Origin of the sequence: Seonamhaeicola maritimus, from assembly GCF_008056315.1 — a bacterium.
GTDB lineage: Bacteria > Bacteroidota > Bacteroidia > Flavobacteriales > Flavobacteriaceae > Seonamhaeicola > Seonamhaeicola maritimus.
Genome location: NZ_VRKQ01000018.1, coordinates 85,096 through 110,824, shown reverse-complemented (window position 1 = coordinate 110,824; position 25,729 = coordinate 85,096). Strand labels below are relative to the sequence as shown.

Genomic DNA, 25,729 nt, shown 5'->3' with positions numbered 1-25,729 from the left:
ATTACCTAAGTGATGTAGCGAATTGAATTAGAATGGCTTATTATTCAATTATTATTTACAAATTAAACATAAAGTTATTTAGCAGTAATAACAAATATTACCTCTTAATTGCATGGAATTACCCCAAAAGGCAAAAATAATATAGACCCATTTATAGCTTATATCTATAACCTTTTGGAGTATCACCCATAATTTGCTTAAACTGTTTATTAAAGTTTGGTATAGATTTATAACCAACTAAATAGCAAATTTCCGATATAGGATGATTTTCTTGTATTAGCATTCGGGCTGCATTTCTAATTCTTATTTGATTAAGAAATTCTGTAAACGATTTATTAGTCATTTTTTTAAAAAATCTACAAAATGAATTAGTGGTCATACAAGCTATTCCAGCAACATCTGCCAATGAAATTGTATTCATATAATTATTAGAAATATACTTAATAACGCTATCTAAACGGTCAGGATTATCTGTAGAAAATTGACGCATATCTGAAGATGATAACTGTTTTTTATCTTCTACTAAAGATAGCCTGAAAAGGAAATCCAATAATCTTATAGATTGTTCACCTTTTGACAAAGTTGAAATTTCAAGAATCTCATCATGTAACTTTCTACTAACTTCCTTACCAAACACCACCCCATATTTAGATTCTTCTAATAATTTATTTACACTTGCAAACTCCGGATTATCAAAAGTACCATCTCCCATAAAGTTTTTCAAAAACTTCATGACTATGGTTTTTACCTTTAAATCACCACCTTCTTCGTAATAGGCAGGATCATTTCTAAATAGATGTGGCAAATATGCACCTAACAAAACTAATTCACCTGGAGAAAAATGTGAAACATTATCACCAACAAAACCAATACCACTACTTCTTGAAATATACAATAATTCAAACTCAGGATGGTAATGCCATGCAGAATCTAAACAAGGCACCTCTTTTTTAACGATGCTGATACGCTTGTTAACGAAACTCTCGTTGTTTTTTAAGACTAACTTCATTGTAATAGTTTTTGATAATTCAAAGAAACGAGCAAATAATGTTGTTTACATACTCTATTTTACCCCAACATACATCTAAATTAACTAATAATAGGATATTATGCAATAATTATAATCTAATTTAATTCTTTTAAAAGTTAAGGTACTTATACAAATATTATGTTCCCAATAAAGCTTTAAAGAATTCTTAACCATCTAATTCCGAACATGATAAATTAGAATAGGTATAAGGTAATTTATAAGAATAAAAAACAATGATTCCTATTTAAATTGCGCTTAATATTAACTTTAATTAAACTAATTATTATGAAGAAAACTTTACTTCACAAATTATTCCTTTTCACATTCATTTGTGCTTTAGGAATTTATCAGACCAATGCACAAGCAGATTTAGTTTACACATTTGATGGTGCTACTTGGGAAGGCTGGAATGAAGGTGGTGGTGGCACTGGAGCTTGGGCCTCATTATTTGGAAACAACCCAAATGGCGAGTTAGAAATAACATGGCCAACAACCTCCAACAATGCTATAATGTACGCTCCAACGACTGTTGAAGCTCTAGATACTAATTATAAGTATATGCAACTAAAAATAAGCAATAATTCTAGCCAGGTGGACTTATTAAGAATTAGAGCAAGAGATGCAGGTGGTACTTGGTTTAATGCTAAGGACATTGCTATTACAACTCACGGAAGCGGTGTATTTGAAACTTTTGATTTTGAAATCACAAATGCAACCTGGACTGGTACTTTACAAAAATGGCAAGTTATTTTTAGAAGAAGTGATAACGGGGACATAACTGATGGCGGAACTGTTTTTGTAGATAACATACTTGTTTCACAATCTTCAACATTATCTACCGATAACAAAAATGCCTTTGAATTTGCAGTGTATCCAAACCCTGTAAAAAACGTTTTACATATAAATACTTTAGAAGCCATTGAAAAAGTGGAAGTATTTGATTTATTAGGTAAATCTGTTTTAAGTCAATACAATGTAATGGATCAAGTTGATGTTTCTGCATTAAACAAATCACTTTACATTTTAAAATTAACTTCTGACAAAGGAGTTTCTACCAAAAAATTCGTAAAAGAATAGTTTGGTTATTATAGTTTTTGATTAAAAAACGTCTCCTTTTAGAGGCGTTTTTTTGTACTAAAATATTAGTAAAATACCTACTACAACCTTATTTTTTAGTAACCAATTATAGGCTAAAAAAGAATCGCTACTTTTAGCTATAAAATAAATACCACCTTAATTACTAAAAAGTTACATATTTTATTCTTCATATATTTCCATTCGCCTAAACTCAGTACTTTGATTTATAGTCTCAAGTTTAATCATTATAACATAACAAAACTTAAACGACATCAACTTTACCTTTACCAAGCTACCTTTTAAAGTTGTCCTAAAATAAAACTTAATAATACATAGATTTAGTAAGAACCTTGAAAGATTATTGATCTAAACAAAATCTTATCTTAATTGATTAAGATTTAATTGTTTTTATTAAGCTGTTCTGTATTTTAATTGTGACAACAACCATTGAGAATTGTTATAATATAATCCATAAATAATTACATTCACTTTACAGTATAATACTATTTATACCCAATAATAAAAGGATGAAACTTTCGTTCCATCCTTTAACTAACTAAAATAAATTAACTACTTACTACATTAATTAAGCATTAATTAAGCATTAATTATAAATTTCAACCTCAGACAATATAACGTCATGAACTGTTGCTCCATCAACAGTTAACGTACCTGCACCAGAGGCTTTATCTGCAGAAACTACATAAGTCACTGTTGCTCCATCTACTTGTTTACTCACGGTAATTTCATAAGTAGTATCTGTAGAAGTATCTGAATATCCTGAGGCTACAAAACTTTTTGCATTTACCTCAGATATATATTCAATAATCAAGCTCTTTTCTTTATAAATATTAATTTTAAAAGGTCCACCATTACTTATATCTGTAAGACTATATACTGGTGTTAGTGCCGCATCAAAGTCTTTAAAATTGCTTTCTTCATCGCAAGCAAACAATGCTAAGACCATTACAAATACTCCTATATATTTTTTTATACTTTTCATATTATAAACTATTAAACTATTCAACATTATGGTCTTTCCTCAATTTCTATAAACTTCAAATTATCTATATACATAACTTGTGCTCCCGTAACACCAGGGTTTTCTGCAGCGTGTGGTCTAAACGTATACCTTAAATTCTGTGCTGGAGTAATTTCGGCTGTTGTAAACGTATTAGACACTGTAATCCATTCTCCTCGAGGTTCATTTTCAATGTTCCAAACTTGTCTACTAAATGTTGGCTTATTAAATTCTGTTCTAAACGTTTTTAAAGTTGTTCCAGGCTCTATAAACAAATCATATGTAATTCTATAAGTTCCTGCTGGAATAGGCGCAATTCTAGCGAGCCCAAAACTCCAAAGATTAACATTAGGAAGCGGGTTAGAAGCTGGCGTACTCCACTTCATACTGGCGTCTCCATCAGATGATTTTGTTGTTACTCTTTCAAAAGCAAAGTTTCCGCCACCAAGAATGTTATTATTTCCAGTAAAATAGTTTAATGCAAATGCTCTATTAGCAGCTCCACTTGGTTGTTCAAAACTGGCATGCGCTTTTTCAGGAATAATATTACCTCCAAAATGCATCATGACATTCTCTGGTCCAAATGCTCCAAGAGGTCTTTCATCAGCAGATTCAATACTTCCACTTCCATTATATGATACGGTAACCTCATCACTATTATAAATTGGTTGCGATAATATTAACTCAATAAAAATAGCATTGTCTTCACTTACTCTAGCTGAAACTACATCAATGTTCTGATCAAAACCGGTTACAGAATTTGTTACGTGAACTGTAAAATTTCCTTCTTCACCAGAAAATGGCACCACCTCACCATTTACTCTAAAACGAATTACTTCATCTTCATTTTCAGTAAAAGCGCCATCAAATTCAAAAGGTTGACTAGATTGTATCACCTTAACTTTTAGCGGTATTACTTTTTCCCTAACATATCTTGGTAACTCATTAATTCTTTGAGACCTAATAGTTCCAGCATTAAATGTACCAAGCTTAAAGAATTTTATTTCTTGTTCTTGACCTCCCACTTGATTAGGAACCCCATCAGGAATAATCCAAGTAGTTGCATTAGGACGACCTATAGTTGTATTATCCATATAGGTTAAACCTGTTGCAGCCTCAATTTCAACAGTAGGCCAACTGGCCTCATCTTCAATTGAGGTTTCTTGGTCTCCGGTTATGTTCAAAACCTCAGCTCCATCTTTTGAAATAGAAAATGCAGGTAATATTTTAGCAAAAACATCAAAAGTAAACGTGGTGTCTATTACCCATAATCCATCGCTACCTTGAACTGCTTCAAAGTTTCCTTCACTTGATTTGTAGGTTACTTTTTCATTAAATTTATTTAATAACCTAACTTTATTAAAACCACTATTTCTAAAAAGCACAAATGCCTTTGGATCTGATAAAGTAAGTCCCACATCTTCTTTTACAAACTCATCCAAAATAGAATCTCTTGAAGTAAACCCTGTATTTAAATACTTGTTTCCTTCTTCAATTATCCACTCATGGCTTACTGCTCCTTGAGACAAATCCATAAAAGGCATGTGTGTATCTACGTTGATACTAAAAGGATCATTTACAAATGGTTGCGTTCCAATTAACCAAGACACATCAGACAATTCATCTGGCGCTGTATAATCGGCATATTCTTGTTCCTCACAAGCACTAATACTAAGTAAAATGCCACAAAGGATAATATATAATTTAATATTTTTCATAGTATTTTTAATTTATATTTGGATTAGCATTAGCCTCTGCAAATGGAATAGGATAATATTTCTGAGTGCTCTCATTAAAGTTCAATACAGATGTGTCATACTCATAATCTACTACTATATGCGCTCCTGATGGTTGTTGACCTTCTAAGGAAGGGAAATTAAATCTAGTTCTTGTGTTCCCTTCATCATTCACATAGGTAAAATTAACCCCATATAACACAACTTGAGATAACTCCGCTAATCTATCCTTGAAACTATATCCATCTGATTTTTCCCATCTTAAGAAATCAAGCCAACGAATAACATGACCTTCAATGGATGTTTCTAATGGCTTTTCAATATACATTAAGTGTCTCATTAACGAATCTTCATCATAAACCACATCATCATAAGTTCGATTGGTATCAGCCCCTTGAGCCCCAAGTAATACAAGACCCCATCTTTTTCTAATATCATTTATCAGCTCTATTGCACCATCTACATCACCCGTTTTAATTTTACATTCAGCCTGCATTAAAATCACTTCAGCTAATCTATTTACAACAACATTTTTCTCTGATAAAGTAGCAGACCCTGTAGGTAATTGACCTTCGGTAGACACAATATCATGATTGGTGTATTTCTTCCACCAAGCAAATCCCCAAGCCGTTCCATGGAATCTTCCATATGCACTTGTCTGTACTTCATAATAGGTAGTCTGTGTATCATCTACAAGCGCAATCATAGAAGACGCCCTTAATGGTACATTTCTTAACGTAAGACCATTATCTGGATCATTATAATAATTACGGTTATCCAATGGATCCATTGGTTCCGTTTTATAGGCATAGGCGATCCACGCTGGTCCAACAGCTCCGCGAGTATTAGACGTTTGTTGATTCAGCCAGTTTGTTCCTGTCTCTCCTGTCCACCTGCTTTCATTGGTTAAATCTGCATCTGCAGCACTAAAATTGATTTCAAAAATTGATTCGCCATTGAATTCGCCTGCATTTGTAAACATTTTATCCAAATCATACTCAAGTTCATATCCATGGTTGTTTATTACATCATCAAAATACGGTATAGCCTTAGCGTATTCTAAATCTTGTAAATAACTATGACCTAGAATAGTTGCCGCTGCACCTGAAGTTACTCTGCTTACATCTCCATCAGGATATTCTCCTTTTTTATATAAATTGGCGTATGCATATTCTAAATCTTGACGAACAAAAGCAATAACATCCTCAGCAGGAGACAGCGCTTTTGCATAATCTTCATTAGTAATAGGTACAAAATCTCTAATTATAATACTACCTTCATTAAATGTAGTGTATAAGTAGTAATGGAATAAACCTCTGAAAAATCTAGCCTGTGCCATTTGAGATGCCCATTCTTTTTCATCATCAGTAGTTTCTTTTATATTATCAAGCGCTTCTATTACTTGATTCGCTCTAAAAATTCCTTGATAACAGGTTTGCCATTTATCAATAATCTCGTTTGTACCTCCATTATAAGTATGTAAGTAAAAATCCTCTGTATTTTGAGGTACAGGGCGCCCATAACCAGGGTATCCCATATCTGAACGCAAGGTTTCGGCTATAATATTTAATACAGCCGGGTGGTGTAATGTTTGATACACCGCATTTAAACCTGAATTGGTTTCTGTTAAGTTTCTCCAAAAACGATCAACACCAATAATATTTGGGTTTTGTTCTTGTAAAAACTCGTTATCTGAGCAAGAGAACAAAGAACTCATTGCAAAGATTAACATTATTGATTTTAAAAGTATATGTTTCATCTGTTAATATTTATTGTTTTAGATGTCATATGTAATTCGCATGTTATTCATTTCTGTAAATATTGAAATGGTTTAATTATGCTCATTTCATAACAAATAAAAGTTATATAGATTTATCACTAAAAGTTTAAATTCATTCCAAACAAATATTGGATAGAAATTGGCCCTGTGTCCTTATCAAGACCTCTAGACACTATTCCTCCTCCAATTTCTGGGTTGTAACCAGAATATTTGGTAAAGGTCAAAGGGTTTTGTGTTCTAACATAGAACCTTAAGTATTTTAACCCCCATTTCTCCACTTTTCTTTTAGGAATTGCATACCCTAAAGACACCTGTCTTAACCTTAAATAAGAGCCATCTTCTAACCATAAATCACTATACCCTAAATAATTTGGATGTCTTCTTACATCATTTCTATAAGCAGGTATTGGCGAGTCTTGGTTTGCCTCAGACCATTGGTAAATCAAATCTTTGTGTCTACCAAATCCGTATGCCCAAGCATCAAAACCATTCATGATTTCTTGACCTAAAGCTGCATACCAGTTCATAGAAAAATCCCAATTTCTATAATTTAAGTTTAAAGTATATCCTATTTCGTATTTTGGTAATCCGCTACCACTATAAACACGATCATTATCATCTAAAACACCATCATTATTTTGATCAACAAATCTGGTATCTCCCATTCTTACATTATTATCAATTAACTGATAATTAGCTAATTTCTCTTCAGTATCAATGATACCATCTGTTCTCCAAAGAAAGAATGACCCCGCTTCATGACCCTTAGCTAAAGCAGTAACTCTAGATTGTTGCGGTGCTCTTCCTACTAGACCAAAATCATTAGTTAACTGGAAATTTGTATCGCCATTAATCTTGGTAACTTCGTTTTCATTGGTGGAAAAAGTACCATTCATTCTAAATCTTACCTTTCCAATGTTACCTCTATAAGCAGCAGTTAACTCAAGTCCTTGATTAACCATATTACCAACATTAAGAGTAACCGTTGCATTATTACCACCACCGGCAGATAATGGTAAAAACACTGGGAATAACATATCTTCTTTGTCTGCATAATAGTATTCTGCAGTAAGTGTCAATTTGTTTTTTAGAAAACCTAAGTCTATACCAATATTTGATGTGGTAGTAGACTCCCATTTTAATGTTTTATTCGCAAAATCAAGTTGGGTTGCTCCTAAATTCACTAAATCATCGGTACCAGAACTTCCTATATAATTAATGTTTTGTTCTATTCCTGGAATAAATGAATACGGTCTAACACGATCATTACCTATAGTACCATGAGACAACCTTAATTTGAAATTATTTATAGTGCTTTTGTATTTGGCCCAAAAAGGTTCATCTGAAGCATTCCACGCAAAAGACACTCCAGGGAAAGTTCCCCATTGTTTTTTTGGAGACACTAAGTAAGACACTAAAGAAGAACCATCTCTACGTACACTGGCACTTAATAAATAGCGTCCTTTATATCCATAAAGCACACGTCCAATAGTACCAATTCTAGTAGTTGTATAATCAAATCCGGACGTTACACTTTGGTCACCTGTTGCCAAGTTTAATACTCTAGCATCAGGATTAGTAGCTTCCAAACGTCTTGCTCTAAAGGCGTCATTTTGGTATCTTTCACGATCTGCAAAAAATGTAAAAGTAAACTTATGATCGTCTGCAATAATCTTTTGATAGGTTAAACCTGCATTAATATTTAATGAACGATTATAATTTGTTCTATTATCTATGTAACTGTTTATTGGCTGCGATTGTAAAATCCCCTGAGTATTATAAATCTCTTGATAAGGCCTATATTCTTTTCTAAAGGTGTTGAAAGTAGTTAAACCAACGTTACTACTAATTTTCAGTTCTTTAGTAATGTCATAATCTAAGCGGAATGAAGCATTTGTTCTAACACTTTTTTGGTTTGTTTCCGTTCTTAAACTTTCTAAAACCCAACCTAAACGATTTACATCATCTCCACCTTGCTCAAGCTCATCAAAACTATCCAAATCTAAACCATTTTGAGTTGGACGGTATACAATTGCTTGCGACAATAAATTTGCTTGAGCTATATCTCTACTATCCTGAATAAGAGCTAAACTTGTTTGAATTCTAATTCTATTTTTTTGATATACCGTATTAACACGAGTATTAAAGCGCTGATATGCAGAATTTACTTGTATTCCTTCCTGATCGAAAAAACCAAGCGCTACATTATATGTAATATCTTCTGTACCCCCAGAAACATTTAAATTGTGTGTTTGGGTTGGTACATCTTGTCTAAATAAGATATCATTTAAATTCGTTTCATTTTGAAACTGAATAGGGTTTTGCAATATCTGCAGCCTTACTTCATCATCAAGTGCACCCGCAGTATTTCTTTGGGTTACAACATCAAAATAAGTTTGCTCTACAGAATTCATTAATGGCACAGCGGCTTGCCTACGTTGAATTGCGTAATTACCATTATACCTAACTTGCAATGACCCTGGTTTCCCTTGTTTTGTTGTTATAATAATAACACCTGTTGCTCCTCTAGCACCATAAATTGCCGTGGATGCAGCATCTTTTAAAATATCGATAGTCTCAATATCCGTTGGTGGAATTCGAGGATCTCCTTCTTGCACAATACCATCTACAACATAAAGTGGCGTATTATTATCTAAAGAAGTAATACCCCTAATAAGTATTTCTGAATCACCTCCTGGTGTAGAAGAGGCTACTACATTAACCCCCGCTGCTTGCCCTTGAAGTGCAGAACCTAAATCTGAACTCACAATTTTCTCTAAAGCTTCCGCTTTAACTTGTGTTACTGCACCAGTTAGTTCTTTTTTCTTAACGGCTCCATAACCAATAACAACAACTTCTTCTAACTCGTCCACCTCTGCAATTAGCACTACATTAAGTTCTGCACCAATAACTTTTAAGGATTGTGAAGTCATCCCTAAGTAGCTAAATGTAAGTGTATCACCTATAGTAGCTTCTAAAGAATAAACACCATCAAAATCAGTTACTGCTCCTGTTGTCTTGCCATTTTTCACCAGAATAACAGATGCACCTGGAATAGGCATTCCATCTTCGCCTGAAACAACACCATTTACAGTTATGCTATTGGTTTGTGCGTGTAACACATAACCAAAAAACAGAAATGTAAAAAGCAAACATTTGCTCAGTAAATTTCTCGTAATTAATACGCTTTTCAATCTCATTTGTTTAAATTTAATTAGCTTGTTTTTATTATAGGATTACCCTGTTCGATATTTCATGATGAATATCGAAAAACTCAATAAGAACAAAGGGTTTCCTAGATTTATTTTTGGTAAAATTACATACAGCCCCAGCAGTATAAATATCATTATTTACCCTTAACATATACTATTTTACCAAGCTTAATAAAACTAGGCTTTTAGCAGAACGATAATTCTCTTAAAACCAAAAAACTCGCAACATTTCTGTTACGAGTTTTTGCGCTATTAATCAAAACTATTTCTAAATTTTAATAACTTTTTCAATAGTTAGTTTGTCGTCTGCATTTATCCTCAAAATATAAGTGCCTTTGGGCAAATTAGACACATCTATTCTTGGTCTATTTGCATTGGTACCGTTAACCTTTTTAATTAATTGGCCAGTGATTGAAATTAATTCTAATTCTAACTTCTGAATAGACTGTTTAAAACTTAAGTTAACAAAATTTGATGTAGGGTTTGGATATAAACGTAAATCTGAACTTAATACATCTTCAACCCCTAAAGTTCCAGAGGAGCCAATTTCACCAGCAACAGAACTTGCTGTTTCATTATAAGCCCATAAATTATAATTGGTAGTCTCTGAAGTTGACCAATTTGCCGAATTATTTATACTAGCTCTTAACTGCGAAGCTGCACCCGAAAGTGCTCCTGTATAAATTCCATTATCTTGATCTGTTCCAACTGCATTGGCATTCACCCCATTTGTTAAAGCTGTTGGTAACGCACAAAACGTATTACCTCCACCAGTTCCCCAGCCACCATTTGTGTTTAATCCTGTAATCCAAGAACTTGAATTTGGGTCTGTTGGTAAAACAAACGGATCTACTTGATAAATTAGAATACCATCACCACCTGTTGCCATATCAAAGTCTCCATCGCTACTTTCAACAATCTTTCCTGTATGATCATGAGACATGGTACCCACAACAACTTCGGCGTCTCCGGTTACTCTTTTAACTAGACCGTCTGAATCTAATTTAAAAATATCACCAGAACTAAAAGCTGCTCCTGCTGTCCAAGTCCAAACATCATCCACACTATAATCTCCTGTCCAACCATCCTGTGTTCCTTTCCAAGATCTATTGGAAATTGAAATTTTTGTTGTAGCCGAAATATCTTTTAACAACATAAAAGCCACAGTTCCATTATTAGTACCCTCTGCCTTAAAGCCTACAATTGCAATGTCTCCAGCTGTTAATGTTGTTGGAGCAATAGCATCTAAAACAAAAATACTTACAGGGGTTGCACTAACACTTCCAACCGTTGTAGTCTGTAAAGTTAATGTAAGTGTTTCACTAGTTTCATCAAGGCCATCAGCTACAGCTGCTATATTAATATTAACACTATTTGTTCCGTTAGCTATTGTTACCATTCCAGATAATGTTGGATAATCTGTACCATTTGAGGTATCTCCACTTATAATATAAGTTACATCAATATCTTCCCCTGCATTTATACCTTCGGGCAAACTCACTGTAAAAACTCCATCTATCTCTCCTTCAACAGCATCGGTTACACTTATGATACTAATTTCACTTATTTCACTTTCAAGTAGCAATAAGGGACTTTCAAACAACTGGTCATACGCTGGCAATGTTCCATCATTCCATAAAAAACTATGTGGATGCCCACTACCATTTCCATCATTATCATACCATAATGGTTTTACATCTTTAAAATCAGCTACAATTGCAATAGCATCATCTAACATGTCTTGAATGATTTGTTCTGCATTAGGCTCACTACCTCTTAAATCGGTCGTTTCTCCTGGATCATTTAAAATATCGTATAGTTTCCATTGACCACTAGAAGTTTTAACAATTTTCCATTTATCTGAAGATAACCCTCCATTATGAAATCCATTTTGAGGTCTCATTATAACAAGAGTTTCATCTGGTCTGGCATCTGTTCCTGCAATTAAATCATCCATAAAGTCTACCCCATCTAAGGTCTTATCAATTGGAATAAGGTTATTACCTGCTAAATTCACAAGGGTTGGATATAAATCCAGAGAACTTAATTGATGATTATACGTTGTTGGTGTACTAATTTGAGCTGGCCAATGTACAAACATGGGTACTTTATGCCCACCTTCTTTAACACTTCCTTTTAGAGCATCAAGTGGCCAGTTTACAGCACCTTTACTAAAAGTATAACCGCCATTATCACTTAAAAATATAATTAAGGTGTTGTTATACTCCGTCATATCTTTTTGTAACTCAGCAATAACCCTCCCTATATTTTCATCCATATTAGCAACCATTGTAGCATAGGTAACTCGAGCATCGGTTAACTCATCTATTTTCGCTTGTTGATCTTCTAGAGGTAAATTGGTTACGGGGTTAGAGTTTTTAATATAATCACTATTATTTACTAAACTCTCAAAATTAGGATTATCTAATTTAAACTGAGCAATTTCTGCCGCAGGAGCTTGCAATGGTGTATGCGGTGCATTATATGATAAGTACATGAAGAATGGGTCTGATGAAGGGGCATTTGCAGCTATATAAGCGATAGCTTCATCTGTAAGTACATCTGTTAAATAATCTTCATCAACGGCATCACTAAATTCACTTTCTGCTACATAATCTCTATCTCTCCATAACGGATCTTGATATTCATTAGTTACAGGATTACTACCTCCTTGCCTATTATAAAAATTATCTTCATATATACTTTCAAAATAGTTTTTACCACCACCAAGCATTCCAAAGAAATAATCAAAACCTCTATCCAAAGGTTGATAAGAACCATCTGAAAACCCTAAATGCCACTTACCAATAGCTGCCGTATTATAATTGGCACCCTGAAGTAGATTAGAAAAATAGGTTTCATTTGTTGGCACTCCTAATGTTGTAGTTATATCATTAGGTAAATTGTATTGTGCTCCAATTCTATGAGGCATAATTCCTGTCAGTAGGCCTACTCTACTTGGTCCGCAAAACGGATGTGCTACATGGGCATTTGTACAAATAATACCGTTATTAGCTAGAGCATCTATATTTGGTGTTGGTATTACTCCTCTTTCAGCAGGAAATGGATACGTACTATTATAAGCATCTCTATTAAAACCTACATCACCGTAACCCAAATCATCCGCTAAAATCACAATAACATTAGGACGTGTATTCGCAGTTTGTGCAAAAACATTCAATGCAAGAAAAAGCATTGAAAAAGTTACGTTAATCTTCAAATTTTTTAATTTCATTTTTTTAACCTATTTCAAGGTTGTAAAATTACTTTGAACATAAAATATAATTACTTGAATATTTACCCTTGACTTATCTTAATTTACCTTAATTATATAATTATAAAATGAAACCAAGCCATAAATCAGTCTTCATGTAAACAACTACAGCATGTATAAAGGTTAAATAAAAACATCTTTTTTTATTTCGAAAACAAGAAAATTCCTTTGAAGAAAAACATTTAAGAAATTAGTTTTAGGCAGCAAGTGAAGTCAGTAGAATTATTTGGATAAACTCCAAATGGTTTTCACAAAAAAACAAAAGTTTCACTTGAAAATAACTTGACACAAACACATAATATACTTATTATCAGTTTTTTAACATATTTCAATATTTAACATTAATTTAAGGTTTTGAACTTTTGTACTAGCATATAAGACATTTGTTTCCCTATAAATTCGCTTTTTTATACAAATTTGTGCATCAAACATTTAAAACTAACAAAATATGAAATTCAAATTACTTGAAAGAACGCTATTCAAAGGGTGGCAATTCAAGGCTTTTCTAATTGCATGTATTTGTTCTATTGGTATGAGTGCGGCGCAGGCGCAGACAAAAACCATTAAGGGACAAGTGACTGGCGATGGAGAACCTCTAGCAGGAGCCACAGTAATAGTTGTTGGAACATCTAACGGAGCTGTTACAGACTTTGATGGAAATTATGAGATTAATGCGGCAACTGGAAATAAGCTTCAGTTTAGCTATCTTGGTTATGTTGACAAAGTGATAACACTTGGTGACCAAACAACCCTTAATATATCTTTACAGGAAGACCTTTCTACTTTAGATGAGGTAGTGGTTGTTGGTTATGGTACTCAGAAGAAGAAAGAGTTAACTGGTGCTGTAGCGCAAGTTAAAGCTGATGACATTATGAATGTTGCAACCTCCGATTTAGGTTCTGCACTTCAAGGGCAGATTGCTGGTGTATCTGTAACTGCTAGTTCTGGTGCTCCTGGTGCTGAAGCTAATGTACAGATTCGTGGTTTAACCTCGATTTTCGGTGCTAACTCTCCATTATATGTAGTAGATGGTATTCCTTTTGATACAGACCCACGATTAAGTATTGAGGAAGTTGAAACCATAGACGTATTAAAAGATGCCGCTTCTACAGCAATCTATGGTACTAGGGGAGCTGCTGGTGTTATCTTAATTACCACAAAAAAAGGTAAGGTAGGACAAATGAAGGTAGGTATTAACAGTTATTATGGTATTCAAACTATTACTTCAGGTACACCTCTTATGGAATCTGAAGATAGATGGTATTCGCAATTTCTATTATCTCAATCTTCACAAGGACGTGTTTATGGTAATACTTGGACCCTTATTGACCGTGCAGGACATCAATTAGCTAACAATAGTAGTTTAAAAGATGTTGTACAAAATGATGATGCGCCTATTCAAAACCACAGTTTACGTGTCTCTGGTGGTAAAGATGGTTTAACCTATAACATTACTGCTAATTTCTATAAACAAGAAGGTGCTATTATTAAATCGGGATTAGACAGATTTAATGTAAGATCTAATACTTCATATTCAAAAGGTAAATGGGATATACAAACAGGTATTTCGTTTAGAACAGGTGAACAAGAATATTCTCCTTGGGGATTAACAAGAGAAATTATCAGGTTTTCCCCTTTCCAAAGGCAAATTAATGCTGGTGAGTTAGGAACAGATGAAGCCGGTGAAGGATCTAGTGCGGCAAATCTTTCATATTTAGGATACAGATTAGCACAAACAGACCATGAAGAGCAAGATTACTTTGATGGAGCAATAACGCTTTCCTATAATTTCACAAAGGATTTAAAATTCCAAACAAGAGGATCTATTAGTAGATATAACACCACAAGAAGAAGAATTAACCCTAAGTATACGGCGTATGATTGGGAAGGTAATGAAATACCAACTCAACAAAGAGCTCAGATTTACAATGAGAGTACGCAGTCTAAGAAGTCTACTTTAGAAAATATTCTTACCTTTAACAAAAGCTTTGGTAATCACAACATTAAGTTAACCGCTGTGTATTCTGCTGAAAGATATAATTACTCACAGTTTTGGGGTAGAAAATTTGATTTATTCAGTAGTGAGCTAGATGTACTAAACAATGCATTAGAAGACCCGCAAACGGGATCTGGAACTAATCGTTGGACTCAAGATAGAGAAAACACGCTAATTGGTATGTTAGGAAGGCTACAATATAACTATAAAGGAAAGTACCTATTAAGTGGTAGTGTACGTAGAGATGGATCTTCAAGATTTAGAAAAGACCCTTGGGGTGTTTTCCCATCATTCTCTGCTGGATGGAATGTTTCAGATGAAGATTTCTGGGCACCATTAAAGAGCACGGTATCTTCGTTTAAAATTAGAGCCAGTTATGGTACTACGGGTAACCAAGGTATTAGCGATTATAGCTATGCGCCAACCATTCAAATTGAAAACGATTATCTTTTCGGAAATAGTGATGCCTCTTTATTAAATGGAGCTATTCAAGAAGGTTTTGCAAACGAAAATGTGAAATGGGAAACCTCTCAATCTACTAACTTCGGTTATGACTTATCTTTCTTTAATAATAAGTTAACATTCTCTTCTGACGTGTATAGAACTAACAAAAAAGACATGTTATTCTCAGTATTACTCCCTCCAACTGTAGGTGGTGGAACTGGACAAAATGCGGAGGTAGTATTGAACGTTGGTGATATGGTTAACCAAGGTATTGAAATGGCTGCAAATTACCGTCATAAAGGTAAATGGTCTTGGAATGCTGGAGTAACATTTACCAAAAATGAAAATACCATTACAAAAATGGCAGACACCAATAAATTAATTTACTTTGATGATAGTAATATTTCTGGAGGTGATAATGATAGAGATTATGTTTCTGTAATAACAGAAGGCTTAGAAGCCGGTGCCTTTATGTTAATTAAAACAGATGGTATCATCAAAAATCAAGAGGAATTAGATGCCTATAAAGCTGAATACCCTACAACACAGCAAAAGATTGGTGACATAAGATTACTAGATGCCTTAACAGTTGATACTGATGGCGATGGCATCCCAGATGCTGGAGATGGTGTTATCACTCTTGATGATAGACAATATTCAGGGTCTGGTACTCCAGAGTTTGAAATGGGATTCAACTTTAACACTTGGTACAAACATGTAGACTTTTCTATGCAATGGTATACAGCTGTTGGCGGTGAAGTTATGAACGGTAATAAAGCTTATGCTTATCAAGTAGGTAATCACCAAGATTTAGTACACCAATGGTCACCTCAAAACATGGATTCAAATATACCTGTGAATAGAGGTTCTCAAACACATGATAACTATAGAGGTAGAAATGATATGTGGTTAGAGGATGGCACCTTTTTAAGATTACGTAATATCACATTAGGATACAGTATTCCTAAAAACAAATTAGAAAAAATTGGAGTGTCTAAGTTACGTTTCTATGTAACCGGACAAAATCTTATAACTATTACCGGATATGATGGGTTTGACCCTGAAGTTGGTAATAATGGTCTAAGTACCAGAGGTATTGACAAAGGTACTTATCCTATTAGTAGCCAGGTTAGAGCTGGTTTACAACTTGAATTCTAAAAAAAAATATGATTATGAAAAAATTATTAAAAATTAACATTGTTCTGATCATAGGCTTTTGCTTAACTATGACAGGATGTAAAGATGATTTTCTTGTACAAGATAATCCAAATGCCATATCACCGGCCACATTTTGGAATAACATACAAGATTTAAATTATGGACTGAATGCTGTTTACGATGCGTTTTCAAATGGAAACAGCTATAGATTGGTAGATGAATTAGCTCGATCTGATTATTCTTGGGCTAATGGCTGGCAAAGACCAAATAACACCAATATATACTACCAACAAACCTTTAACGAGGCTAGTGATGCTAATAGACACAAATGGGCTAATTTATACACCACCATTTTTAGAGCCAACCAAGTAATTGCTGCTTGTGAAGACTTAGCAGGAACTCATGGTAGCGAAGACACCGAGGAAGATGCTAATTTAGTTTTAGCACAGGCAAGATGGCATAGAGCTTATGCTTATTTTAACCTTCACAACCATTTTAATAATGGTCAGGTAATTATTTGGGATGAAGTTCCAACCTCTGAAACAGGTTATTATAAAGCGGTAAGTTCTTCTCAAGAGGTTCTAGATTTTTATAGAGCCGATTTAGAATTTGCTGAAGCTAATTTACCTAGTACTTGGTTAGAAGATGCTAATGATGATAGTGATTTAGGTAGGGTAACATCAGGATCTGCAGTAGCTCTTTTAGGGCAATCATATTTATTTGATGGTGATTTTGCTACAGCTTCTACATACTTTAAACGTGTTATTGATAATTATGGCTATGCATTAACGCCACACCCTATGAGTAACATGACTACTTATGATGAGTTAAACGAAGAGTCTATTATAGAAATTATTTATACACTTGCTTTAATAGATGGTAAATCTTCAGCTTCTACAGCTAACGTTAACCAGTTACTTACCGGTAAACAAGGCTGGTGGGGTGGCGTTGCTTCCAACTGGTTAATTCAGGAATACCGCAATGACCCATTAGATTTTTCTGATGAAAGAAACATGGTTACATTACCAGATGGTAGCCCAGGATTTAGAAGATATACGTTAAGAACGTCTTACTCAGTAGCTATTGCTGATGATGATGACACGCCTTACTATGGCTTCTCTAAAACAGGCCTCGGAACCAATTTTAATGTTAAAATGACTTGCTTCTGGAGAAAACATACCAATTGGGACATTGGCGCTTCTGAAAGAGAAGTTGAAGGTACAGATGGTACAACCATTTCTGGTGTTAATGAACGCTTACTACGTTTAGCTGAGATTTATTTAAACTATGCAGAATGCCAGATAGAATTAGGAAATGTTGATGAGGCTATGCTTTATATTAATAAAGTAAGACGTAGAGCTGGGGCTCAATTATTAGGCCCTGCAGGATCTGGAGAATTTCCTTTTAATGATCATGACAACCTTACTTACGATGCTACTAGCTTAAGAGAACACTTAAGACATAAAGAGTATCCATTAGAGTTATCTTGTGAAGGTCCTGGAGGAGATAGAAGTATTGACCTAAGAAGATGGGGTATTAAAAAGCAACGTTACCAAGAATTAGCTCAAAGAGAATATGTTGGAACATCATTCCAAATGGAAAATGATGAAGGTAATTTAATCTGGAAATGGGGTGCGCTCTGTGATGAAGTAGCAATTGGTGATGGTGACCCAGATTGGGCTGAATTCCAAGAAGCTGCTGTAAACTATAATGAGGCATTACACGCTTATTGGCCATTACCAGCTGCTGAGGAAATTGCTAATCCAGATTTATACAATTTTTAAATAAAAAAGATTAAACATGAAAAAAATATATTTAATTGCCGTTGTTCTAATCACCGCCTTCTGGGGGTGTCAGGATGACGATTACGACAAGCCAAACAGTTTTTCTGATGTAGGACTGTACCACAGTCAAGCACAGGCGCCGTTAGACATCAATATTTTTGAGTATATTACTTTTGCTAACTTATCTCAAAACTTCACACACCATGAGTGGACTATAGACGAAGGTAATTTCTTTTTAGAAGGACCTTTTCAATGGAGAGACTCTATGGAGCTTTATGAAAAACAAATCATTAACCCAGGTGAGACAAAATCTGAAGAGAAAACAATCAACGTTTACTTCAAGAAATCTGGATGGAATGAGGTTAGAATGTTTAACATTTTTGATGAGTACGTAGAGTTTAGAGGATATAGCTTTGAAAGAGGTTATTATACGCAACCTGCAGAAAATGTAGCTGGTAAATGGGTAATTGACACTACACTTATGGTTTACGTGCGTGATACCATTGTTCCAGAAATTGAAGTAAAACAAGGAGGGTCTCTATTGGATATTACAGGAACAGACACCATTTATGTAGAGGCTGGTGATGCTTTAGAGTTTACAGACAAAACTACTATTGGTGAGCCTACAGGTAGAAATTGGTTTATAAGAACGTTTCCTGTTGATGGGCAGACTGAACAAATTGCTGGTAGCAATCAAGAGGTAGCCAACATTGTATTCAAGAAGCTTGGTGTTTTCCAAGGTGGTATTAATGTATCTAGAAGTGGTCAAAATATTCCTGCTGATAATGATAGGTTAATAATATCAAGACCTTTTAAAGTCATTCCTTCATCTAAACCATTTGAATTAACGGGTAACATTGCTGAGCAAGAAGATGAATCCATTAGAATACCATTTAATGGTGAGTTTACACCATTCTTCCAAAAAGAAGCATTCTTTGAGGTTAAAGTTAATGGTACACCTTTCGCAATTGCAAATGTTGAAGTTGATGCTGATGACGCTACATTCTTAAACATTACGTTAGAGGATCCTATTTACAGACCAGATGTTATCACAGTAAGTCTTTTAGATGGCAGCGGTATAGAATCTACAGATACGCGTACACCAGTATCCTTTACTGATGAGCCCGTGATCATGCATGATGTAAATTTGTTCCCTCCTGGTATTGCAAGTGTTGAAGATGGTGGTTTTCAAGGAGATGATAGTTGGAGAGCATGGTGGAGTAACCAAGGAACTGTTGAAGTTAGTTCTGAACAAGCTGCTAGTGGAAGCTTAAGTTTAAAATGTACATTAGTGCCTGGACAAAATAAGGTTGAAATTGGATGTGATTTTTCACAACCAATTATTCTAGACCCAGATGCAGATTATATCTTTAAATATAAAAGATATATAGCACCAGGTTCAACCATTTCGGGAACATCTGGATTCTGGTTACTTCAAAATTGGGGTCAAAAAGGATGGTCTAACTTTGGTGGTGAAGCTCAAGGAGAGTGGATTCAAAAAGAGTTTACTTTTAAACAATCTCAACCTATATCTCAAATATATGCTAGAGCACTTCTTGATGGAAATGCAGATTCAGATGCTGTTATTTACTATGATGATTTTTATATAGTGAAGGTAGAAGAAAGACCTTAATTTAGGGCTTTTTAAACTTAGATTTTTATAACAAAAGCCTATTTGATTTTTCAAATAGGCTTTTTTAAACTTATATTGTTGCTTTGCATTTCCTTAAATAATTAAGAGCATATGAAAACCCTTCCTTATTTGCTTTGTACCTTTTTTTTAATGCTTTCATTAAGCATATATAGTCAAACCTTTCAACGCTTTGAACATATTGCTAACTTAGATGGACTGCATGAAAACAATGGTGTTGCAGTTGCCGATTACGATGGTGATTATGATTTGGATTTGTTTGTGGTTGCAAAAGCACAAGATATTAATGGTAATCCTATTTCTCAAAGCAAATTATTCAGAAATAATAATGATGGCACTTTTACAGATATAACAATCGCATCGGGGTTGGCAAACCTATTTCCTGCTTCTGAACCAAGTAAAGATATTGGTTATCAAGATGGATTTAAATATGGAGCTCATTGGGGGGACTATGATAATGATGGGTACCCAGATATCTTCTTTACGCATGCTTATAAAGTTCAACTTTTTAGAAATAATGGAGATGGAACCTTTACTGAAACTACAAACCAAGCTGGAATAGAAAGAACCAATAATTGTAATAATGCTGGAGCCACTTGGTTTGACTTTAATAATGATAGTTATATTGATCTTTATATATCTGTTTGGGGCGGATGTAACGGTAACATATTTTATGTAAATAATGGAGATGGTACTTTTGAAGAGAGGTCTGAATTCTATGGGATAAATAGTCCGGAACAGTCTTATATGAGTATCCCGTATGACTTTAATGAAGACGGATGGATGGATTTGTTTGTTTCTAATGATTTTTATGTACCTAACAATCTATATATTAACAATTTTGGAAGTATTTTTGAAGATCAAGCTGCAAACTACGGCATTGACCAACTTGCTAATTTTATGGGGCTTTCCATTTCTGATTATAACAACGATGGCAATTTCGATATTTATGTTACTGATATAAACATGAATCTTTTGTTTACAAACAACGGAGACAATTCTTTTACTGAACAAGCCGAAGAAAAAGGTATTTTACGCACCGGATGGAGTTGGGATTGTCCTTTTGCAGATTTTGATTTAGATGGTGATGAGGATCTTTTTGTGGTAAATGGTTTCAAACAATCTTTCCCTGAAGGAGAAGCCAATGTATACTTTGAAAACAATGGCCCAAATGACTATACTTTTACCGAAAAAACAGGAAATGTTGGACTTGGCGCTATAACTATGAGTGTGGGTGCAACACCATTTGATTATGACAACGATGGTGATCTAGATTTATTTGTTTCTAACAGTGACCAAGAATCATTCTTTTATCAAAATACTACCATAACAACAACTTCAACTCAAAACCCGCGCTGGTTTAAAGTTATGCTGGAAGGTACTACATCTAACAGAAATGCTATTGGCGCTAGTGTTTCAATAACCACTAATGAAGGAAGTTTACACAGATACGCCTCTGGTGTTGGTTTTTTATCACAAAGCATACAACCGTTACATTTTGGTTTATCTGATGCCACAAGTATTTCTGAAATTGAAATAAAGTGGCCTTCCGGACTCATTGAAACATACAACGATTTACCCCTAGATAATATAATTCTAGCAAGAGAAGGAAATGGTTATGAAATTATTGATACCTCACAAGCTGTTAAAGTTAAAGGTTGTACAGACCCCAATTCTTGTAACTTTAACCCAGAAGCTGTAGAAGATGATGGCTCTTGCTCTTATTTGGATGGTTCTCAAATTTCAGGCCCAACATCTACAGGTTATTTTAATGAAGAAATTTACACTTATAATAAAACTACTAACTCTACTCTATCTTGGGAAGTTATCGGAGGTGAGATAATAACAGGTCAAAATACCGAAACTATCAAAGTTCTTTGGCATCTTGAAGACGAAGGTGAAGTATCAGTTATTGAAACAAGCACAAATTGTGCTACAGAAAAAATAATATTACCAGTAGATTTAACAATCTCTAAAATAACAGCTAATCGATCAATTGCAAGAATTTGGAATGAAGCTTTGCTACATGCCATTAGAAATGATTATGCGCGTCCTACGGTACATGCCAGAAATCTTTTTCATACAAGTGTGGCGTTATACGATGCATGGGCCATATTTGATGAAAATGCCAGAACCTATTTATTAGGTAATGAAGTACACGGAATTGTAATTCCCTTCTATGGTTTTGAAACAGAAGAACCTATTGAAGAAGCTAGGAAAAAAGCCATGAGTTATGCAGCTTATCGTTTACTTAGTCATAGGTTTAAAAACTCTCCAAACTTAGCGGAAACTCAACACACTTTTGATTTATTAATGACTGACTTAGGTTATAATATTAACTTTACGGATACAGATCACACAAATGGTAATCCAGCTGCTTTAGGTAATTATATTGCACAAGCTATAATTGATTATGGCTTTAAAGATGGTGCTAATGAAGCAGGTGCTTACGAAAACAAATTTTACGAACCCGTTAATACGCCTTTAACACCGCAATTACAAGGAAATGTAACCTTAACGGATCCAAATAGGTGGCAACAACTAAGCTTATATCAGTTTATTGATCAAAGTGGGAACTTGATTGCTGGTAACACCCCAGATTTTTTAGGCCCTGAATGGGGGCAAGTACTACCTTTCTCTTTAAAAGAGGATAATAAATCTACATTTACCAGAGATGGATACAATTATCAGGTATATCATGATCCATCACCACCTCCTTATCTAAACTTAAATTCTGAAGACACAGATAGTCAATCCTATAAATGGGGATTTTCATTAGTATCAGTTTGGGGTTCACATTTAGACCCAGCTGATGGCGTTATTTGGGATATTTCACCAAAATCTATTGGAAATTTTGACATTAATAATATCCCTCAATCATTTGAAGACTTTCCAGATTTCTACAACGAATTTGAAGGTGGCGACCCAAGTCAAGGTCATTCTATTAATCCTCATACAAATGCCCCTTATCCAGAACAACTAGTTCCTAGAGGTGACTATGCGAGAGTATTAGCAGAATTTTGGGCAGATGGTCCTGACTCTGAAACCCCTCCCGGGCATTGGTTTACATTACTAAATTATGTAAGTGACCACCCTGCATTACAAAAAAAATTAAATGGAACTGGTGAAACAATGTCTCCATTAGAGTGGGATGTAAAAGCTTATTTCTTAATGGGAGGCACTATGCATGATGCTGCTGTTTCTGCATGGGGTGTTAAAGGGTGGTATGATTATATCAGGCCCATTTCAGCCATTAGATATATGGCAGAATTAGGTCAAAGTTCTGATAATATGCTTTCTAATTATCATGTAGGTGGTATTCCGCTCAAACCTGGTTATGTAGAAATTGTAGAAACTGGAGACCCGTTAGCCGGAACTATGAATGAGCATGTAGGTAAAATAAAATTATACACATGGCGAGGTCATGACTTTATTGGTAACCCCAGTACAGATATGGCAGGTGTTGGCTGGATTTTAGCAGATAATTGGTGGCCCTATCAACGCCCTAGCTTTGTAACACCACCTTTTGCGGGCTATGTTTCAGGGCATTCAACATACTCAAGAGCTGCCGCAGAACTCATGACACTCATAACAGGAGATGCTTTCTTCCCAGGAGGTGTAGGAGAGTTTATTGCCAAAAAAGATGAGTTTTTGGTGTTTGAAGAAGGCCCCAGTGTTGATGTAAAACTACAATGGGCAACCTACAGAGATGCATCAGACCAATGCAGTTTATCTAGAATTTGGGGTGGTATACACCCGCCTGCTGATGATATTCCTGGAAGGCTTATTGGTGAGAAAATTGGTAAAGAAGCGTATAGTTTTGGGGTTGAATATTTCACCGGAAAAGAAGAAACTAACACGCCTTCTGCCTATAGTTATAAAGTGTATCCAAACCCTTTAAACGATGAGTTTAAAGTATTTATTACCAACACAACATTAACCGATGAGTTTCAACTTGCAGATTTAAAAGGTAGTGTTATTGCAACCTTATCCAAACAACATAATGAAGAAACAGGTGTTACTGAAATACATTTACCTTATAGTTTAGCTTCTGGAGTTTACGTTTTAACAATAAATAATGAATCTAAACTTATTGTAAAACCATAAGTGCAACAAATGGTTTTTTAACTTTTATTCTATAAAAAAGAACATTTGTTCTAATCTTCACCTAATATCAATTTTATATTTGAAATAACTAATTAAATATAAAATATGATGAAAAAATTACTTTTACTTTTAACTTTAACGCTCACAATTACTTCTTATTCTCAAGTAAATGTAACATATGAAACTGGAGGGCAAGCTTACACACTTGGAACCAACGGTGGAGTTACTTTAAATGAAGCCATTTCAAATGATGAGAAAACAGGAATTAATTTAAGCGACAACTGTGGAAGAATCACTGAAACCAATGGAGCTTTTGATTGGGATTTTGCTGTATGGAATGATCCTAAATTTAATCTTAATGCCGCTCAAGGACATTTTATAAGTCTAAAAGTTTTGTCAAAAAATGAAACCTCTTTTACATTAAAAGCACAAACAAGACATTGGACTGGTGCCGCTAATGAATTCAACCAAATTGAACAAACTGTTAATGTAGCATTAAACACATGGACTACAGTAGAATTTGACTTCTCTTCTGCCACATTTAACAATAACTGGACCAATCAGTTTGCGTTTCAATTTAATAGTGCCAATGGTGCTAGAGATGGGGATGTATATTACATAGATGATATAGTACAAAGTACTAATTCCGTTTTAGGTGTGGAAGACAAAAGCTTAAACAAGCTTACAATTTCGCCAAACCCCGTAACAAACAGATTTAACATTCCAGATTACCAAAAATTCAAGTCTGTATCTATATACAACCTAATTGGTCAAGAAGTAAAACAATTAACCTCTGAAAGAACAATTGACGTATCAGATTTAACAAGTGGAATTTATATCCTTAAGACCGATACTGGATCCACTTCAAAATTTGTGAAACAATAATTAATAGCACAAATTCAACTAAACTAAACATGAAAATGCAGCATATTTAATGCTGCATTTTCTATTATAATCAACTATATATTTTATCAAATAAACACTATTTGACAACCTTCTTGGTCTGCTCTGTTATAAAAATCGCCAATAGTTAATATCCCATCTAATTCATCAATTAAATCTTTTTCTTCTAGGTGGAACATATCAACCGCAAGCTTACAACCCCAAAGCCTACAACCAGAATCAGAAAGAATTTCTATAAATTCACTTACAGGAGGCATATCTAGTTTTTCCATTTCCTTTTTCATCATTTTTGTTGCTAAGGCTTCCATTCCTGGCAAACCACCAATCATTGTTGGAATGTGCATTCCAGGGTTCCCCACTGTTGCAACATGTAAATTATCCATTTTCTTCTTTTGTATAGCTTCTAATCCAAAAAATGTAAAGAATATTTCAGATTCTATGCCTTCCATTCGTGCCCCATTTGCCATTACAAAAGCTGCATAAGCATTCTCAATAGTAGCCTTAGACAATATGAACATCATTTTTTTTACTTTAGTTCCCATAATTTATAGTTTTA

General features: G+C 34.4%; 13 protein-coding genes. 6 read left to right on the top strand and 7 right to left on the bottom strand.

Features of this window, described 5'->3' with window-relative positions:
• Positions 1-151: 151 nt before the first annotated feature.
• Positions 152-1,009 carry an AraC family transcriptional regulator gene (locus FUA22_RS15435; RefSeq protein WP_147769490.1) on the bottom strand — a complete coding sequence of 286 codons (858 nt, stop codon included), beginning with the start codon at positions 1,007-1,009 and terminating at the stop codon, positions 152-154.
• 306 nt (positions 1,010-1,315) lie between these two features.
• Here FUA22_RS15435 and FUA22_RS15430 point away from each other — a divergent pair, with 306 nt between their 5' ends.
• On the top strand, positions 1,316-2,107 hold the full coding sequence (locus tag FUA22_RS15430) for a T9SS type A sorting domain-containing protein (RefSeq protein WP_147769489.1): 792 nt from the start codon (positions 1,316-1,318) through the stop codon (positions 2,105-2,107).
• A gap of 604 nt (positions 2,108-2,711) precedes the next feature.
• Here FUA22_RS15430 and FUA22_RS15425 read toward each other — a convergent pair.
• The 5 genes from FUA22_RS15425 to FUA22_RS15405 all read right to left on the bottom strand — a co-directional run bounded on the left by FUA22_RS15425 (position 2,712) and on the right by FUA22_RS15405 (position 13,091).
• Positions 2,712-3,110 (bottom strand): hypothetical protein, encoded by a 399-nt coding sequence (locus tag FUA22_RS15425; RefSeq protein ID WP_147769488.1) that lies wholly within the window; start codon positions 3,108-3,110, stop codon positions 2,712-2,714.
• Positions 3,111-3,136: 26 nt separating this feature from the next.
• A complete protein-coding gene (locus FUA22_RS15420; protein ID WP_147769487.1) occupies positions 3,137-4,846 on the bottom strand; it encodes a hypothetical protein in 1,710 nt (569 codons plus the stop codon).
• A 7-nt stretch (positions 4,847-4,853) separates the two neighbouring features.
• Positions 4,854-6,623, bottom strand: coding sequence for a RagB/SusD family nutrient uptake outer membrane protein (locus FUA22_RS15415; RefSeq protein ID WP_147769486.1), 1,770 nt, complete (start codon positions 6,621-6,623; stop codon positions 4,854-4,856).
• A gap of 119 nt (positions 6,624-6,742) precedes the next feature.
• On the bottom strand, positions 6,743-9,844 hold the full coding sequence (locus FUA22_RS15410) for a SusC/RagA family TonB-linked outer membrane protein (protein WP_147769485.1): 3,102 nt from the start codon (positions 9,842-9,844) through the stop codon (positions 6,743-6,745).
• Between the two features lie 280 nt (positions 9,845-10,124).
• Positions 10,125-13,091 (bottom strand): sulfatase-like hydrolase/transferase, encoded by a 2,967-nt coding sequence (locus FUA22_RS15405; RefSeq protein ID WP_147769484.1) that lies wholly within the window; start codon positions 13,089-13,091, stop codon positions 10,125-10,127.
• A 487-nt stretch (positions 13,092-13,578) separates the two neighbouring features.
• Between FUA22_RS15405 and FUA22_RS15400 the strand changes: the two genes are divergently transcribed.
• From FUA22_RS15400 to FUA22_RS15380, 5 genes are all read left to right on the top strand, one after another.
• Positions 13,579-16,728, top strand: coding sequence for a SusC/RagA family TonB-linked outer membrane protein (locus tag FUA22_RS15400; protein ID WP_147769483.1), 3,150 nt, complete (start codon positions 13,579-13,581; stop codon positions 16,726-16,728).
• Positions 16,729-16,742: 14 nt separating this feature from the next.
• Complete coding sequence (locus FUA22_RS15395; protein WP_170309947.1) at positions 16,743-18,512, top strand: RagB/SusD family nutrient uptake outer membrane protein; 1,770 nt, start codon at positions 16,743-16,745, stop codon at positions 18,510-18,512.
• 16 nt (positions 18,513-18,528) lie between these two features.
• On the top strand, positions 18,529-20,145 hold the full coding sequence (locus FUA22_RS15390; RefSeq protein WP_147769481.1) for a hypothetical protein: 1,617 nt from the start codon (positions 18,529-18,531) through the stop codon (positions 20,143-20,145).
• 111 nt (positions 20,146-20,256) lie between these two features.
• Positions 20,257-24,270, top strand: coding sequence for an FG-GAP-like repeat-containing protein (locus tag FUA22_RS15385; RefSeq protein ID WP_206667116.1), 4,014 nt, complete (start codon positions 20,257-20,259; stop codon positions 24,268-24,270).
• A gap of 105 nt (positions 24,271-24,375) precedes the next feature.
• Positions 24,376-25,155 carry a T9SS type A sorting domain-containing protein gene (locus tag FUA22_RS15380; RefSeq protein WP_147769480.1) on the top strand — a complete coding sequence of 260 codons (780 nt, stop codon included), beginning with the start codon at positions 24,376-24,378 and terminating at the stop codon, positions 25,153-25,155.
• 86 nt (positions 25,156-25,241) lie between these two features.
• Here FUA22_RS15380 and FUA22_RS15375 read toward each other — a convergent pair whose 3' ends face one another.
• Positions 25,242-25,715 (bottom strand): DsrE/DsrF/DrsH-like family protein, encoded by a 474-nt coding sequence (locus tag FUA22_RS15375; RefSeq protein WP_147769479.1) that lies wholly within the window; start codon positions 25,713-25,715, stop codon positions 25,242-25,244.
• Positions 25,716-25,729 lie beyond the last annotated feature (14 nt).

Excerpts from the sequence above, each read along its gene's own strand:
- FUA22_RS15435 (WP_147769490.1), bottom strand. The coding sequence starts at position 1,009 with ATGAAGTTAGTCTTAAAAAACAACGAGAGTTTCGTTAACAAGCGTATC.
- FUA22_RS15430 (WP_147769489.1), top strand. The coding sequence starts at position 1,316 with ATGAAGAAAACTTTACTTCACAAATTATTCCTTTTCACATTCATTTGT.
- FUA22_RS15425 (WP_147769488.1), bottom strand. The coding sequence starts at position 3,110 with ATGAAAAGTATAAAAAAATATATAGGAGTATTTGTAATGGTCTTAGCA.
- FUA22_RS15420 (WP_147769487.1), bottom strand. The coding sequence starts at position 4,846 with ATGAAAAATATTAAATTATATATTATCCTTTGTGGCATTTTACTTAGT.
- FUA22_RS15415 (WP_147769486.1), bottom strand. The coding sequence starts at position 6,623 with ATGAAACATATACTTTTAAAATCAATAATGTTAATCTTTGCAATGAGT.
- FUA22_RS15410 (WP_147769485.1), bottom strand. The coding sequence starts at position 9,844 with ATGAGATTGAAAAGCGTATTAATTACGAGAAATTTACTGAGCAAATGT.
- FUA22_RS15405 (WP_147769484.1), bottom strand. The coding sequence starts at position 13,091 with ATGAAATTAAAAAATTTGAAGATTAACGTAACTTTTTCAATGCTTTTT.
- FUA22_RS15400 (WP_147769483.1), top strand. The coding sequence starts at position 13,579 with ATGAAATTCAAATTACTTGAAAGAACGCTATTCAAAGGGTGGCAATTC.
- FUA22_RS15395 (WP_170309947.1), top strand. The coding sequence starts at position 16,743 with ATGAAAAAATTATTAAAAATTAACATTGTTCTGATCATAGGCTTTTGC.
- FUA22_RS15390 (WP_147769481.1), top strand. The coding sequence starts at position 18,529 with ATGAAAAAAATATATTTAATTGCCGTTGTTCTAATCACCGCCTTCTGG.
- FUA22_RS15385 (WP_206667116.1), top strand. The coding sequence starts at position 20,257 with ATGAAAACCCTTCCTTATTTGCTTTGTACCTTTTTTTTAATGCTTTCA.
- FUA22_RS15380 (WP_147769480.1), top strand. The coding sequence starts at position 24,376 with ATGATGAAAAAATTACTTTTACTTTTAACTTTAACGCTCACAATTACT.
- FUA22_RS15375 (WP_147769479.1), bottom strand. The coding sequence starts at position 25,715 with ATGGGAACTAAAGTAAAAAAAATGATGTTCATATTGTCTAAGGCTACT.